The organism is Streptomyces sp. NPDC054866, from assembly GCF_053610745.1.
Window position 1 is genome coordinate 1,828,451 of record NZ_JBSGZA010000001.1, and the last position, 15,091, is coordinate 1,843,541.

Annotated in this window: 12 protein-coding genes and 1 pseudogene; 5 read left to right on the forward strand and 8 right to left on the reverse strand. The window is 70.9% G+C overall.

Features of this window, described 5'->3' with window-relative positions; translation table 11 throughout:
* Positions 1-200: 200 nt before the first annotated feature.
* Both ACWGI2_RS07910 and ACWGI2_RS07915 read right to left on the reverse strand, forming a co-directional pair.
* Positions 201-440 carry a DUF5133 domain-containing protein gene (locus tag ACWGI2_RS07910; protein ID WP_453398963.1) on the reverse strand — a complete coding sequence of 80 codons (240 nt, stop codon included), beginning with the start codon at positions 438-440 and terminating at the stop codon, positions 201-203.
* A gap of 104 nt (positions 441-544) precedes the next feature.
* Positions 545-1,453 carry an RNA polymerase sigma factor SigF gene (locus ACWGI2_RS07915; RefSeq protein WP_453694496.1) on the reverse strand — a complete coding sequence of 303 codons (909 nt, stop codon included), beginning with the start codon at positions 1,451-1,453 and terminating at the stop codon, positions 545-547.
* Positions 1,454-1,761: 308 nt separating this feature from the next.
* Between ACWGI2_RS07915 and ACWGI2_RS07920 the strand changes: the two genes are divergently transcribed.
* The gene (locus tag ACWGI2_RS07920; RefSeq protein WP_453398961.1) at positions 1,762-2,922 is read left to right on the forward strand and encodes a PP2C family protein-serine/threonine phosphatase; all 1,161 of its coding nucleotides are present in this window, start codon (positions 1,762-1,764) and stop codon (positions 2,920-2,922) included.
* A gap of 90 nt (positions 2,923-3,012) precedes the next feature.
* On the opposite strand, the gene ACWGI2_RS07925 is transcribed toward ACWGI2_RS07920, so the two are convergent.
* From ACWGI2_RS07925 to ACWGI2_RS07935, 3 genes are all read right to left on the reverse strand, one after another.
* The gene (locus tag ACWGI2_RS07925; protein ID WP_453398960.1) at positions 3,013-3,510 is read right to left on the reverse strand and encodes a MarR family winged helix-turn-helix transcriptional regulator; all 498 of its coding nucleotides are present in this window, start codon (positions 3,508-3,510) and stop codon (positions 3,013-3,015) included.
* A gap of 353 nt (positions 3,511-3,863) precedes the next feature.
* Entirely contained in the window at positions 3,864-5,486 is a 1,623-nt protein-coding gene (locus tag ACWGI2_RS07930; protein WP_453694497.1) for a VWA domain-containing protein, read from the reverse strand.
* 17 nt (positions 5,487-5,503) lie between these two features.
* Entirely contained in the window at positions 5,504-6,703 is a 1,200-nt protein-coding gene (locus tag ACWGI2_RS07935; protein WP_453694498.1) for an AAA family ATPase, read from the reverse strand.
* A 193-nt stretch (positions 6,704-6,896) separates the two neighbouring features.
* Between ACWGI2_RS07935 and ACWGI2_RS07940 the strand changes: the two genes are divergently transcribed.
* Complete coding sequence (locus ACWGI2_RS07940) at positions 6,897-9,308, forward strand: phosphoketolase family protein (protein ID WP_453694499.1); 2,412 nt, start codon at positions 6,897-6,899, stop codon at positions 9,306-9,308.
* A 39-nt stretch (positions 9,309-9,347) separates the two neighbouring features.
* Here the strand turns inward: ACWGI2_RS07940 and ACWGI2_RS07945 are convergent, their stop codons facing one another.
* On the reverse strand, positions 9,348-9,710 hold the full coding sequence (locus tag ACWGI2_RS07945) for a DoxX family protein (RefSeq protein WP_453398956.1): 363 nt from the start codon (positions 9,708-9,710) through the stop codon (positions 9,348-9,350).
* Between the two features lie 35 nt (positions 9,711-9,745).
* Positions 9,746-10,149: pseudogene (locus ACWGI2_RS07950) on the reverse strand (cupin domain-containing protein).
* An 80-nt stretch (positions 10,150-10,229) separates the two neighbouring features.
* Between ACWGI2_RS07950 and ACWGI2_RS07955 the strand changes: the two are divergent.
* From ACWGI2_RS07955 to ACWGI2_RS07965, 3 genes are all read left to right on the forward strand, one after another.
* The gene (locus tag ACWGI2_RS07955) at positions 10,230-11,108 is read left to right on the forward strand and encodes a LysR family transcriptional regulator (protein ID WP_453694500.1); all 879 of its coding nucleotides are present in this window, start codon (positions 10,230-10,232) and stop codon (positions 11,106-11,108) included.
* Positions 11,109-11,150: 42 nt separating this feature from the next.
* Positions 11,151-11,768, forward strand: a complete 618-nt coding sequence (locus ACWGI2_RS07960) for a TOPRIM nucleotidyl transferase/hydrolase domain-containing protein (protein ID WP_453398953.1) — start codon at positions 11,151-11,153, stop codon at positions 11,766-11,768.
* A 138-nt stretch (positions 11,769-11,906) separates the two neighbouring features.
* Positions 11,907-14,798, forward strand: a complete 2,892-nt coding sequence (locus tag ACWGI2_RS07965) for an NACHT domain-containing protein (protein ID WP_453694501.1) — start codon at positions 11,907-11,909, stop codon at positions 14,796-14,798.
* Positions 14,799-14,821: 23 nt separating this feature from the next.
* Here the strand turns inward: ACWGI2_RS07965 and ACWGI2_RS07970 are convergent, their stop codons facing one another.
* Positions 14,822-15,064, reverse strand: a complete 243-nt coding sequence (locus tag ACWGI2_RS07970; RefSeq protein ID WP_453398951.1) for a DUF6411 family protein — start codon at positions 15,062-15,064, stop codon at positions 14,822-14,824.
* Positions 15,065-15,091 lie beyond the last annotated feature (27 nt).

A 15,091-nucleotide genomic window follows, 5' to 3' on the forward strand; every position in this document is an offset into this window, starting at 1 on the left:
GGGGGGGCGGGTGGGGCGGGCGGGCCCGGGCCGGGGGGGGGGCGGGGGTCCCGCCCGGCGGCCGGCGGCGCGGCCCGCGCCCCTCGGCGCCGGCCGGGGGGGGCCCCCCCCCCCCCCACGGCCCCTCGGGCGAGGCCGGGTGCCATGGCGTCAGGGCAGGCGAGTGCCGCCGCCCGCGCGGCGGGCCGGTGGACGCTGCGTCACCCGGGGGCTTCGCCCGACAGGAGGGAGTCGTCGGCGGGACGCGCGCCGGGCAGGTGATGACTCGCGGCCACCAGAGCGGCGTCGATGTCGCTGGTGCCGGTGGCCAAGCACAGGCTGTAGGCGACGTCTTCGTACTCCTGGCGGCTTGCGGCGCTTCCCTGGTCGGCCCGCAGCACGGCCAGAGCCTTGTAGCGTTCCACCAGGTCTTTCAGGACCACGGGGTGTGCCAGCAGCATGAGCATCCTCTCTCGGGGGTTGCGGTGCGACCATCGCGTCGCCCGTGTGCCCGTGGCGGAACAGATCAATCTGCGGGGGCGTGAGGCGAGGGTCACTCCGGCAGTCAGGCCAGCATTCCCTCGCGGAGCTTGGTGAGAGTGCTGGTGAGGAGGCGGGAGATGTGCATCTGGGAGACGCCGAGTTCGGAGCCGATCTGAGACTGGGTCATCTCCTGGCCGAAGCGCAGTTCGAGGATGCGGCGCTCCCGGTCGTCGAGTTCGTCGAGGAGCGGTGCCAGCGCGTGCAGATTCTCCACCGTTTCCATGGCGGGGTCCGGTTCGCCCATCACATCGGCCAAGGTGCGCGTCGGTGCGGCCGCGCTCTCACCACCGTCGGTGGGCGCCTCCAGGGAACCGGCCGTGTAACCGTTCGAGGCGACGAGCCCGTCGATGACCTCTTCTTCGGTGATGGACAGGTAATCGGCGAGTTCCTTGACCGTCGGGTCATGGTCAAGATGGGCCGAGAGCTGCTCCTTGGCCTTGGCGAGCTCCACGCGCAACTCCTGGAGCCGGCGCGGCACATGCACCGCCCAGGTGGTGTCCCGGAAGAACCGCTTGATCTCGCCGAGGATGTAAGGCACGGCGAAGGTGGCGAACTCGACCTCGCGGCTGAGGTCGAAGCGGTCGATCGCCTTGATGAGGCCGATGGTTCCGACCTGGATGATCTCTTCCATGTCGCCGTTGCCGCGATTGCGGAACCGGCGGGCGGTGAACTGAACAAGTGTCAGGTTCATCTCGATAAGGGTGTTGCGTGCGTACTGGTACTCGTGCGTGCCCTCTTCCAAGGTCTGAAGCCGGTCGAAGAACAGCTTCGACAGGGCCCGGGCATCCTTCGGAGCGACCTTGTCCGTGTCCTCGATCCACGGCAGCGCACCCTCAACGGCGGCCGCCTCGCCCAGAGTAGCCGCCTCGCCCAAGGCTGGCGTCTCGTCAGTTCGTACAGTCTCGGCAGCCTGTTCAGAGATCAGTGTCATGTCCCTACCTCCCCTGGTCTACGAAGCTTCCTCGTACCGCCCCTGCCCCGGCTCACGCGGAGGCATGTGCGTTGACCCAATTTTTCTTGCTGCGGGGAAATAGTTGTCTCTATGCATCGTACGATGTGCGAGGTTGCCCGGCGTCAGCCAGGCATTCACCCGAACCTGACAGCCCCAGCTACCGGAGTGACTCCTCGGGCGCGCCGTGTTGGACTGAGTGCATGTCCCCATACGCCGAAGGCCGACGGACCGGGGATGCTGTCGGCCGGGTCCTCAATTCGGCGTGGCTTAATGAGAAGCAGGATCACGTGGACAGATTCGCTGCCGTCGAGCGGGCGCTGCGCAGCGCGGCGCCCCATTTGCTGCTCGATGTCGTGACGGGGGCGTTGCGGGAGCAGTACGGGGTCGAGAGGGTGGAACTGCGCCTCGCCGACTACGGCTTGACGACCCTCCAGATGGTGGAGGACGTGCCGTTCACCACCGAGTCGGTACTCATCCATGACAGTCCGCAGGGCAGAGTCTTCGGCGCACAGGAGGCTCGCGTCGAATCACGGGCGGAGGGTGCGGCGACCATTCATCTGCCGGTGACCGTCCGGGGAGACCGGATGGGCGTACTCACCGTCACGTTTCCCGAAGCGCGCTATGAAAAGGATCATCTGCCGGAGATGCAGCGCATCTGTGAGGCGCTCGGCCACGAGATCCTGGTCGCCGAACGCGACACCGATCTGTACCTTCTCGCGCGCAGGGCCGTCCGTCTCACTCTCGCCGCCGAGATGCAGTGGCAGCTGCTGCCCGGTCGGTCCGTGTCGCGTCCGGAGTTCCAGCTGGGCGCCCATCTGGAGCCCGCGTACGCGATCTTCGGCGACAACTTCGACTGGTCGGTCTCGCCGCGCCACCTCACGCTCACCGTGACCAACGGCATGGGCCAGGGCATGGAAGCGGCCCTGCTCACCAACCTCGTGGTGAACGCGCTGCGCAACGCCCGCCGCGCGGGGCTCGACCTGCCCGGCCAGGCGAGCCTCGCCGACCAGGCCGTGTACGCGCAGTACCGGGGCGAGCTGCACGCGTCCGTCCTGCTTCTGCGCTTCGATCTCGCCACCGGCGATGTGGAGGTCGTCGACGCCGGATCGCCCCGCATGTGGAGGTACCGAGGGCGGACGGTCGAGTCCGTCGACTTCGACGCGCAGCTCCCCCTGGGGATGTTCGAGGAGACGGTCTACGTCGCGGAGCGCCTGCGACTGGAACCGGGTGACCGCATCTTGGTGGGCAGCGACGGGGTCTACGACAGTGTCTCGAAGGCGGGGGAGCGGTACGGAGAACGGGCCCTTGCCCGGTCCCTGTCGGCGCACCGCCTGCTGCCCGCTTCGCAGGTGCCGCAGGCGGTGCTGCGTGATCTCGCGGAGTACCGAGGTTCGTTGCCCCTGGACGATGACGCTCTGGTGGTCTGTCTCGACTGGTTCGGGCGGTAGCCGAGGGAGGAAGAGGAGCAGAGCCGAGGACGGAGGCGTCGGAGGCATCGGAGGCGGAGGACGACCCGGCCTGAGCGCTCAGTGGCGGGTCTAACCGACCGAGCGCCAGGTTCTGGCTCCGTCGTTGTCCTGCTCGGAGGCGGTCGCCACTTCGCGGAAGCCCCTGAGTCCTTCGAGCAGGGCACGGCGCGCCTTGGGCGGCATGGCGTCGATCGTGGCCATCAGTATGCTCTCGCGCCGCTTTCTCAGGTCGGCGAGGTAGGCCCGGCCATGGCTGGTCAGCCGAAGCTCCAACTCCCGCCGGCTGACCGGACTGGGCGTGCGTTCGATCAACCCCGTGGCCTGCAGCCGGTCGCACAGGCGGCTCACCGAGGGGGGAGCCGACCCCAGGGCCTCGGAGAGCATGCGCAGGTTGATGCCCTCGTCGCGGTCCAGTGCGTACAGCACGCGCAGCTGGGACGGAGACACGGGCCCGGTGGGAACGGCCTCACGTCCCTGTTCCCACATGACTTCGAGCAGTTCGATGAACTCGGAACCCGCATGAGCCGCATCCCGGGACCTGCGATCGGGTTCGGGACTCAGACCCATATCGATGACACTCCGATCGGCGTTGTCTCACTTGTACATCTTGCCACCGGGGCACGGTCCACACCCCGTGGCCCGGTCGGCTGACAAGGACACTCAGGTCGCGGAGCCCGGAGGACCGTGCATGCGATGGGTGAAAGCTCCGTGAGACCGCGTCGACCCCGGCGGACTCGTCTCGGTTGATGGGGCACGGTGCGAGGGGCGCCGGTAGAGCACGCGGCACCGGATCGCATCTCGGCGCGGGCGGTTGTGCGAGGAAGCATAGTGGAAATCGGCCTGAGCTTCGCTGGCCGGTCGGTGATTCGAGAAACGATCCATCGCTGTGTGCGCCGGACCAGCGGAAGTACTCAGATCACTCAGATCACGCGGAAGAGGTCGGCGGCCGCGTGGACGTCGGTGAGATCCTCGACGGACCGGAGGTTGTCGCACAGGGCGTCGAGGACCGAGCCGGCTTCGGCGGCGGGCGGGGCGCCGATGGCCACGCCGAAGACGCGGAACCCCAGCCGGTGCTTGGCGTCGTTCCAGCCGCGCGTCCATTCCTCGGTGACACCGCATTCGTCGTCGGTGAGCATCACGATGTCGCCGCGCGAGCGGGCGGCGTCGTCGAACTCCTCCTCCAGGAGTTCGACGGCCGCCGACAGTGGCCGCTGGTAGCTGGTGCCGCCGCCGAGGAACGTCTCCGCGAAGTCGACGACCCTGGCGATGTCGGCGGACTCGTCGGCCGGGAAGCGGAAGACCTGGAGCTTGTCGGCGGCGGCGAACAGGATGCCGACGAAGTCACGCTCGGCACGGCGGGCCTGATCGAAGAGCGCCAGGGCGCACGCCTTGGCCCACGCCTCCCGGGTGACCCCGCCCGGCCCCTCCACGTACATGGAGTGCGAGGTGTCCACGCACGCGATGACGGCGCCCTTGCCGGTGGACTGCTCCCCTTGGCTGTCGTAGAGCATCAGTTCCCCGGCGGCGTAACGCGCGGCGAACACCGCACGCAGCTCGGGCAGGCCCAGGTTGGCCAGCTCGGAGGGGATGACGCGGGAGAGGTCGTCGCCGAGCGTGACGCCGACCAGTTCCCCGGTGGTGTTCTCCACCTTGCGGGCGCGCTCACCGTCGGCCATCTGCCGGAAGCGGCCGATCAGCTCGGCCCACCGGGCGAGACGGCTGGTGCGCAGCCGTTCGGCGAGGCGGGCGCGCTGCTCGAACGGCATCCGCTCCAGTTCGCCGGAGCCGACGCCCCAGGCCCGCATCAGCGAGGCCTCCTGCCGCACGGCGTCGGCAGCCTTCGCCGCCGCGTTCCGCGTGGCGGCACGGATACCGGGAGCCGCCGCCGCGATGGCCTGCTCGGCGTACTGGGAGGCCTGCCGCGCAGCCGTGCCGGCGGCCTCGGCGGCCTCGATCGCCAGTCGGACGGCCTCGGCTGCGGGGGCCTGCACGGTGCCGTCCTCGTCGGCCCGGTCGGCGGCCTCCTGGAGCGCCTCTCCCACGGCGGCCGCCGCGTCGTCCGCGTCCTGCTGGGTCTTCTTCGTCTGCTCGGCGCGTTCCTGGGCTTCGCGGGAGCGCTCAAGGAGTCGGCGCAGGTCCGGTGCCTGGGCGAGTACGGCCATGGCGGCGGCGTAGGGGTCACCGGCCGTCTCCCGGTGCAGCTCGGCGAACTCCGGTGACTCCATCAGGGAGGCGATGACCTGGTGGTTGAGCAGTCGGGACGGGGCCATCCGCGCGCGCTCGCGCAGCCGCGGGGCGGCCTTGTACGCGGCCAGGAACACGTCGGTCAGGAGGTCGGTGGCGTACTCGTGCCGCTCGTTCAGTTCCTCGGCGAGTTCGCGGAGCCCGGCCGACTGCTCGTAGGTGTCGCGCCACGCGATCTGTTCGAACCGGTCCGCGATCACGGCCGTCGTGTGCCGCTCGGGAGCGGCGACCGCCGACAGGCCGAGCCACATCCCGGCCCGGCTGGCCAGCTCGTCGAGCCTGCTCGCGCTCTCGTCCATGCGCCCGGTCCCCGGTGTCAGAACTGGGCCTGCACCATGCTCGCGTCCACGCCGAGCGCCTCGGTGAGAACGCGGGCGCGGACGGCGCGCTGGCGGCCGGTGACGCGGTCGATGGCGGCGGTGGAGCGGCCCGCGCCCGCCGCCTCCGCGCGCAGCGTCTCCAGACGCTTGCCCGCCATGGCGAGCTTGTTGTGGGCCTTCTTGATGACCCAGTCGCTCAGCGCCTCGCGGGACTGCCCGGCCATGGCGTCGAGCTGGGCCTCTATCTCCTCGATGGCGTCGGCCAGGTCGAGCGCCTCCTTGGCGTCGGGGTTGACCAGTTGCAGCACCTCGCGCTCGACGGTCGGCCGCTCGGCGGGGGAGTCCCACAGCACATGGGTCAGGACCGACAGGTCGGTCGCGGCGACCGCCGGGCGGTCGTCGAGGTACGCGGAAGCCTGGAGCAGCCGTACCGCCTGCCGCCAGCGGCGGTCGGACGCGACGAGTTCCTTGCGGCGCAGGGCGGCCCGCAGCGTGCACACCGCGTCCACGATCGCGTCGGGGACATCCACGGCCGGGACGGCTTCGGCCACGCAGTGCTGCAACGCGGCCAGTTCGACCGTGGTCCGCGTCGGTGCCTCCGGGCGGCCGACGGCGGAGCGGACGAGCGCGGCGAAGTTCGAGGGGTCCGCCAGATAGCCGACCTCGATCCGCACGAGGAGCCGGTCGTAGATCGCGGCCGAGTCCTCCCCCGCGGGCAGTTCGTTGCTCGCCGTGATGGCCCCGATCAGCGGGCAGCGGATCGGCTCGCCACCGCTCTCGGGGTGGTAGATCCGTTCGTTGAGGAAGCCCAGCGTCTCGTTCAGGGCCGCCGTGGAGCACTTGAAGATCTCGTCGATGAACGCCACGTGCGCGGTCGTGGCACGGCCCTCGTAGACCTGGCGGTACTCGCCTCGGGCCAGCGCGGCGACATCGACGGGACCGAACATCCTCGTCGGCGCGGTGAACTTCGACAGGAGGATCTCCCAGTACGACGCGCCGTCGACCCGGCCCGTGAGCTCCCGGGCCATCTCCGACTTCGCCGTTCCGGGCGGGCCGAGCACCAACGAGTGCTGTCCGGACAGGAGCGTCACCACCAGCGTCCGCACCACGTCGGCCCGCTCGTAGAACCGGTCCGACAGCTCGTCGCTGATCGCCCGCAGCCTCTTGGCGGTGTCCTGCGCTTCCGGTGCCCCCACCACTTCGCTCCTTGCCTGTACCCCGCCGGGCTCGTTCTCCGGTACGGCCCTTCGCCCGAGCACGATAGCTGTGTAGATCTCTCCCAGTGGGAACCCGGGGGCGCGGAACATGCGTCCGGCCGACTCCGGGAGGCGTGTGATGCGGCGCGCCGCTACGTTGAGCGAGGCCGGTCATCTATCGGAAGGAACAGCCATGGGCGACCCCGCGGTGAACCCGGCCGCACCCACCGCACCACCCACTGATGCCGAACTGCGGGCGCTGGAACGGTACTGGAGGGCAGCCAATTACCTCTCGGTGGGGCAGATCTACCTGATGGACAACGCCCTCCTGAGGCGCCCCCTCGCAGTCGAGGACATCAAGCCACGCCTCCTCGGCCACTTCGGCACCTCGCCCGGACTGAATCTCGTGCACGCGCACCTCAACCGGGTCATCAAGGCGCGGCAGCTGGACACCGTCTGCATCTGGGGCCCCGGGCACGGCGGACCCGCCGTACTGGCCAACTCCTGGCTGGACGGCACGTACACCGAGACCTACCCCGACGTCACGCGCGACGAGGAGGGGATGACCCGGCTCTTCCGCCAGTTCTCGTTCCCCGGCGGAGTGCCGAGCCATGTCGCCCCCGAGACGCCTGGATCCATCCACGAGGGCGGCGAACTCGGCTACTCCCTCTCGCACGCCTACGGCGCCGCGTTCGACAACCCCGACCTGCTGTCGGTGTGCGTCATCGGCGACGGAGAGTCCGAGACCGGACCGCTGGCCGCCTCCTGGCACTCCAACACCTTCCTGGACCCGGTGCACGACGGCGCGGTGCTCCCCGTCCTGCACCTGAACGGCTACAAGATCGCCAACCCGACGATCCCGGCCAGGCTGCCCGAGGACCAGCTCGACGACCTCATGCGCGGATACGGATACGAGCCCGTGCACGTCACCGGCGACGACCCCATGACGGTCCACCGGGACTTCGCCGCCGCCCTCGACCGCTGCCTCGACAGCATCACGGCGATCCAGCGCGAGGCCAGGACCGCCGGGGACGCCGAGCGCGCCAAGGACGCCCCCGCGCCCCGCTGGCCCATGATCGTGCTCCGTACCCCCAAGGGCTGGACCGGCCCCAAGACGGTGGACGGCAAGCCCGTGGAGGGCACGTGGCGCGCGCACCAGGTGCCGCTGGCCAACGTCAGGGAGAGCGCCGAGCATCGCCGCCAGCTGGAGGAATGGCTGCGCTCCTACCGGCCCGAGGAACTGTTCGACGCCGACGGGCACCCGGCACCCGGGCTCCTCGACATCGCCCCGAAGGGCACGCTGCGCCTCGGCGCCAACCCGCACGCCAACGGCGGGCTGCTCCTGCGCTCGCTGCCGCTGAAGCCGCTCGACGAGTTCGCGGTCGACGTGGACAAGCCGGGCGCCACCCTGAACGAGCCGACGCGGGTGCTCGGCGGCTACCTGCGGCAGGTGATGGCCGACACCGCCGAGCGGCGCGACTTCCGGCTCGTCGGCCCGGACGAGACCGCGTCCAACCGGCTCGACGAGGTCTACGGGGCGTCCGGAAAGGCCTGGCAGGAAGACATCTACGACGTGGACGAACACCTCACCCGGCACGGGCGGGTGATGGAGATCCTCTCCGAGCACACCTGCCAAGGATGGCTGGAGGGCTACCTCCTGACGGGCCGTCACGGTCTGTTCTCCTGCTACGAGGCGTTCGTGCACATCGTCGACTCGATGGTCAACCAGCACATCAAGTGGCTGCGCACCACCCGCGAGTTGCCCTGGCGGGCGCCGATCGCCTCGCTGAACTACCTGCTGACCTCGCATGTGTGGCGCCAGGACCACAACGGCTTCTCGCACCAGGACCCCGGCTTCATCGGACACGTCCTCAACAAGAGCCCGGAGGCGGTACGGGTCTACCTGCCGCCGGACACCAACACCCTGCTGTCCACCGCCGAGCACTGCCTCGCCTCACGCGACTACGTGAATGTGATCGTGGCCGGCAAGCAGCCCGGCTTCGACTGGCTGAACCTGGACGAGGCACGGGCCCACTGCGCGCGGGGTGCCGGTGTGTGGACCTGGGCCGGCACGGAGGCCCCCGATCAGGAGCCGGACGTCGTGCTGGCCTGCGCCGGGGATGTGCCCACCCTGGAGGTGCTCGCGGCCGCGAGCCTGCTGCGCAGCCACCTGCCGCAGCTGGCCGTGCGGGTGGTCAACGTGGTGGACATCGCGCGGCTCATGCCGGAGGGCGAGCATCCGCACGGCATGCCGGACGCGGAGTTCGACGCGCTGTTCACCCGCGACAAGCCGGTGATCTTCGGATTCCACGGCTACCCGTGGCTGGTGCACCGGCTCGCCTACCGTCGCGCGGTCCACCCGCACATGCATGTCCGCGGCTACAAGGAGCGCGGCACGACCACCACGCCCTTCGACATGGTGGTAGCCAACGACCTGGACCGCTACCGCCTGGTGATGGACGTCATCGACCGGGTACCGGGCCTCGGCATCCGCGCGGTGGAGGTACGCCAGCGCATGGTGGACACACGGCTGCGCCACCACGCGTACGTGCGCGAGAACGGCATCGACCTGCCCGAGGTACGGGACTGGACCTGGCAGGACTGACGCCACGGCCGGTCCAGGACGCCGCCTCCTGCGACGATCTCAAAGCCACGCCGTTGCCAGCCAGACGGTCACGGACGCAGTGAGCAGGAGCGTGATGTTGAGGGCGATCCGGCGGTCGCCGCGGCGCAGGTGAACCCTGACCGCGCCGATCTGCAGGACCACGAACCCGGCGGCCGCGGCCGGCGCGAGCCAGGGTGCGATGCCTGTCAGCGGTGGCAGGATCAGCCCGGTCGCGCCGAGCACTTCGATCAGCCCGATGGCCCTGACGGCCGGCATCGGTGTGCTGTCCACCCAGGCCATCATCGGCCGCAGCCGCTCACGGCTCCGGACCACCTTCACCCCGCCTCCGTAGAGGTAGAAGAGGGAGAGCAGGCCTGCGACGATCCAGTAGGCGATGTTCATGATTCCGTCCACGGTCTGGGTCTGGGCCCGGGACTTCAGGCGAAGTCGGTGGCGGGCACGGTGGCGTAACGGCTCATCACTTGGGCGGTCGCCTCGGGGGTGAGTGCCTGGCCGTCGGCGATCATGGCTCGCAGGTCCCGGAAGTACTGCACGTACAGGTCAGGTGTGAACGTGCTGACCATGACGGCCGGTTGGCCGGTCGTGTTGGCGAAGGTGTGCGGCGCCCCGGGCGGGACCATCACGAGCGTCCCCGCGGTCCTGGCGTGTGGGGCGCGAGGACCGATTCGGCGAGCCCGATGCGGTGGCCGGTGTTGCTGCCGTCCTCGAGGACGCGCAGTCGTGTGGTGCCGAGGACGATCGTCCCGCCGTCTTCCGGGTCGACCACCGATACGGACGGCGGGGCGCCGATCGGCTCGTTGTTTCTTGGTTCGGCGCTCATGCCTCGATTCCACTGCCAGGGCACCGCGACCGTCCAAGACCTGTTCTGTCATGCCGATACCCCACGGGTATCGTCGCAGCATGGAGCTACGCACCCTGCGCTATTTCGTGGCGGTCGCCGAGGAACTCCACTTCGGCCGGGCCGCCGTCCGGCTGCACATGAGCCAGCCGCCCCTGAGCCGGGCGATCAAGCAGTTGGAGACCGAGGCCGGCGCCGCGCTGTTCGAGCGCTCCTCCTCCGGCGTCACGCTCACCGCCGTGGGGGCCGTCTTGCTCGAAGAGGCCCGCGCCCTGCTCGACCAGGCCGACTCGTTGCGCGTACGGGTAGCCGCCGCGGCCGGCGCCGCGACCATCACCGTCGGCATCCTGGGGGACAGCGCCGACCCGGGCGCGAGACGCCTGGCCGCGGCCTACCGACGACGGCACCCGCAGGTCGAAGTGCGCATCCGTGAGACCGACCTGACCGACCCGACCTGCGGGCTGCACGCCGGACTCGTCGATGTCGCCCTGACCCGGGGGCCGTTCGACGAGACCGGCCTGACCGTGCGCGAACTGCGCGCCGACCCGGTGGGCGCGCTGCTGCGCGCCGACGATCCGCTGGCCCGCCACGACAGCCTGAAGTTGGCCGACCTGGCCGACCGCCGATGGTTCGTCTTCCCGGAGGGCACCGACCCGCTGTGGCAGTCGTACTGGAACGGCGGAGAACCTCGCCAAGGCCCGGTGGTGCGCGCCGTCGTGGAATGCCGGCAAGCCGTTCTCTGGAACGGCACCGTCGGCATGACGCTCCAGGACCATGAGCCCGGCGGCAGGGGCGGCGACGGGCTCACCGTGGTGCCGCTGATCGACATGCCTCCCAGCCGCGTGGTGGTGGCATGGAACGAAGGCGACACGAATCCGCTGATCCGCTCGTTCGTCCGGATCGCGACCGCCGCCTACCAGGAGGCACTACGCCGGGCATGAATATCGCGTGCCGTGACGTCGGCGAAGGTGCAGACTCGCCGCATGGCGGACATGGGGGCGTTCCGGGACGCGGTCGACAACTGGGCGGCCGGTGGGCCCGGCGAGCCGGCCCGTGAGCTGGCTGTCCGGGTGAGGGTGCGGACGGCGGTGCTGCTGGAAGGGCCGAGTGACCGCGCTGCCGTCGAGGCGCTGGCCGCGCGGCGTGGCCGGGACCTGGCCGCCGAGGGAGTGTGCGTCGTGTCGATGGGCGGGGCGATGAGCATCGGCCGCTACACCGAGCTCCTCGGGCCGCCCGGCCTCGACCTGCGTCTTGCGGGACTGTGCGACGTGGGGGAGCAGCGCTTCTACGACCGCGGTCTGGAGCGGGCAGGGGCGCCGCGCCGGGACTTCTTCGTGTGCGTGTCCGACCTGGAGGACGAACTCATCCGCGCGCTGGGCACGGCAAGGGTCGAGGAGATCGTCAGGGACGCGGGCGACCTGCGGGCCTGGCAGACCTTCCTGCACCAGCCCGCACAGCACGATCGGCCCCGGCAGCAGCAGTTGAGGCGCTTCCTCGGTACGAAGAAGGGCCGCAAGATCCGCTACGGCCGCCTCCTCGCCGAGGCCCTCGGCCCCGAACCGACACCGGCCCCGCTCGACGACCTCCTCACGGCCTTGTGAGCCCCGAGGCCGACGCCGCTGACGTCGAGGTCGAGGTCGATGCCGGGACCCGGCGTCTCCCGTTCCGCCTTGCCGGTCGTACCCCGGCTGGGACAATGTGCGGCAGCAGCCAGGGCGCGGCGGACGGGGGCGCGACTGATGAGGTACTGGCGGCGTGGGATATGGGTGGGGGCGGCGCTGGGGACCGGCGCGCTGGTGGCGGTGACGGTACGGGACCGGAGCCTTGAGGGTGTGGGGCCGCTCGTTTCGGTCCTCGGGTTCCTGGTGTCGCTGGCCGGGCTCCTGCACGCGACGCTGCGGCCCGCGGCCGTATCGCCGTCGCCCGCCGAGCAGTTGGACCGTGCCGCCGACGCCCTCGCCGACGCGGTGCGCGCCCAGTGGCAGGCCGAGTGGCGATTACGCAGGCTCCAGGACCCCGAGCCGCTCGCCGTGCGCTGGGCGTCCGCGCAGCCCTGGCTTTCCGATCTCGACGAGGCCATCGGCTGGCCGGCCAGGGACGCCGAACGCCCCGACCTGTCCGGCCTCCTGTCCGAGATCACGCAGGTCTTCGACTACGTGCCGTCACGTCGCCTGGCCGTGCTCGGCCCGCCCGGCAGCGGCAAGACGGTGCTCGCGGTGCGATTCACCCTCGACCTCCTGGAGCGCCGGGACGCGGGCGACCCGGTGCCCTTCCTGTTCCAGGCGTCGAGCTGGCAGCCCGACCAGCAGGACCTGCGCCAGTGGCTTGCGGACTGTATCGTCGCCGGCCACCCGGCCCTGGCAGCCGATGGCCCATCAGGAGTAGCCCTGGCAGCGGAACTTGTTGCCTCCGGGCGCATCCTCCCCGTAGTGGACGGACTCGACGAACTGGGCGGACAGCTGCGTACGCGCGCGGTCTGGCGGCTCAACACCGAACTCGACGCCGGAGACCCGCTCTTCCTCACCTGCCGCAGCGGCGTGTACTCCGACGTCGTCGAGGCCGGAGACGTCCTCACCTCGGCCGCCGTGGTCGAACTCCAGCCGCTGGGCTTCGAAGTGGCCGCCGGATATCTGACCCGCACCGCCCGCCCCGTGCGCGGGCCCGCGGGCGCACGCGCCACGGCCTGGGACCCGGTGCTCGAACACGTGAGGCGCCACCCCGATGAGGCGGCGTCCCGCTGTCTGCGCGAGGTTCTGGAGCTGCCCCTGATGGTGGCGATGGCGCGCGCCGTGTACGGCGACACCGGCGCCGACCCCGCCGAACTCCTGCGCCGTCGCGAACTCGCCGAACCGGCCGCCATGGAACAGCACTTGCTGGACGCCTTCGTCCCCGCGTCGTTCCGTACGTCGGAGCGCTGGGACGGCGACGACGCGATGCGCCGACTCCGGTTCCTGGCCCGGCACTTGGAGCGGCGCGGCACCCGCGACCTGGCCTGGTGGGAACTGCACACGGCGCTGCCGGGACCGCTGCGCCTGCTCGGCCCGCTGCTGCTGCTCGGGGCGGTCGCAGAAATCATCTGCGTCACCGTGTGGCTCTCTGGGCACGGCGCCGTGTGGCCGGTGGCGGGGGCCGCGGTCCTTGCCGGTCTGTGCGCGGGATACGCGGCGCTCGCGCGCGAGGGCGCGAGCCTGCCACGCACCCTCCTGTTGTCACTCGCCTGCGTGATCCCGCTGGCGGCGACCATAGGAGCGGCCCGCCCGCTCACCAGGGACCCCTTCTTCGACGTCCCGTTCGCCGGCATGCAGGAACTCCTCGGCTGGCTGACCGTCGGCGCGCTGTACGGGGTGGCGGTGGCGGCGGGGCTCGGCGTCATCGGCGTCACAGCCGCTCCCACGCCCGCGACGATGCCGTTCCCCCTACTGCGGACCTGGCGTTACCGGCGGTGGGTGTGGAAGGCGGTGGCGGGGATCTTCGTGGCGATCCCCGCCGTGGTCGTCACCGACACGGTCGTGTACCCGCCCTCGGGGACGACGCTCCTGATCGTCGCCGCGATCGCCGCCGCCCTGGGCGCTTTCGCCGTACGGGGTGAGGGGGCGACGGCGGTCGAGTCCGGCGGACCGCCCCGTCGGCGATACGGTCCGCGCCGGGCGGGCAGACTCGGCAGGGCCGTCGTCCGCGGTTTCGGCGTGGGGCTTCCGGCGGGAGCCGCGCTCGGCCTGGTCTTCGCGCTCGTGGCGGGCGGCACGGCCGCGGGGAGGGCGGCGATGCGCGACGACTTCCCGTTCCGGGCGACCGTCCACACCTCGGCCGACGGCGGTCGCTACGTCGTGGCGGACGACGGCACGCGCTACGGGCTGCGTCCGGACGGCGAGACGTACATCCGCGGAGCGCGCCCTCTGGAGGGAGCCGTCGTCCCGGACTGCTACGGACAGGGCCCGGCCTTCGTCCCGCGGAGTACGGGCCCGGACGTCGATCCGTGCGAAGGCGGCGAGGAGCGGGCGAACGTCAAGGCGGTCATGGACGTGACCGCGGGCTCCCCGGAAACGGGTGCCGTGCGGGTTCGTCTGCCCGACGGCCGTGACGCCTCGGCCGACGGCGTGGAGGACGGGATGGAGGAGGCGGAGTGGCGGTGGCTCACCCGGCAGAGCCCCGGCCAACTCATGGGCTCCGCCTTGTCGTTCGGGCTCGCGGGCGGTCTCGGTATCGGCGTCGTGGCGGGGTTCGCGGCAGGGCTGCACCGCTGGCTCGGCGCGCCCCTCGACACGACCCGCACGCCGAGTCCCCTGGCCAGCCTGCGAACGGACCGGGACACGGGGTTGGTCCGCGGCTTCCTGATCACGCTGGTGGCCTGGCTCTGCAACGTGTTTGTGGCCGTGCTGCCCCTGGGCGCGGCTGCCGCGACCGTCGTCGTCATCCCCACGGGCCTGGTCACCGTCGCTCTGTCCGCGTGGGGGCGTCTCCTCACGGCCCGCCTGTGGCTCTGCTCGACCGGCCGGCTGCCCTGGGGTCTGATGGCGTTCCTCGCGGAGGCGCATGAGCGGGGTGTGCTGCGGCAGGCGGGGGCGGTCTACCAGTTCCGGCACGCGCGGCTACAGGAACGGCTGGCGTCCACGGACGAGGACCATCCCTGAGGGAGCGCCAGAGGGACAAGGCGTCAGAAGGGCAGGCGGCCTCGGGTGCGCCGACCGGCCGAGCCGCTGCGGCCCACAGCCTTGGAACTGCTGCGGAACGGCTTGCTGAAGAGCCGCCCCAGGATGCCGGGAGCCTTGCTTCCGGCGCGTGAGCCGGCTCCCAGGGTGCGCTGGGTTCCGCGTTCGGGGTGCCGGGAAAGACGGGGGACGAAGAAGGCGAGGACGGCCAGAACGATACAGACAGCGACTATGCCGACAATTATCACGAAAGGCTCCTGTGTCGAGGCGTGCCT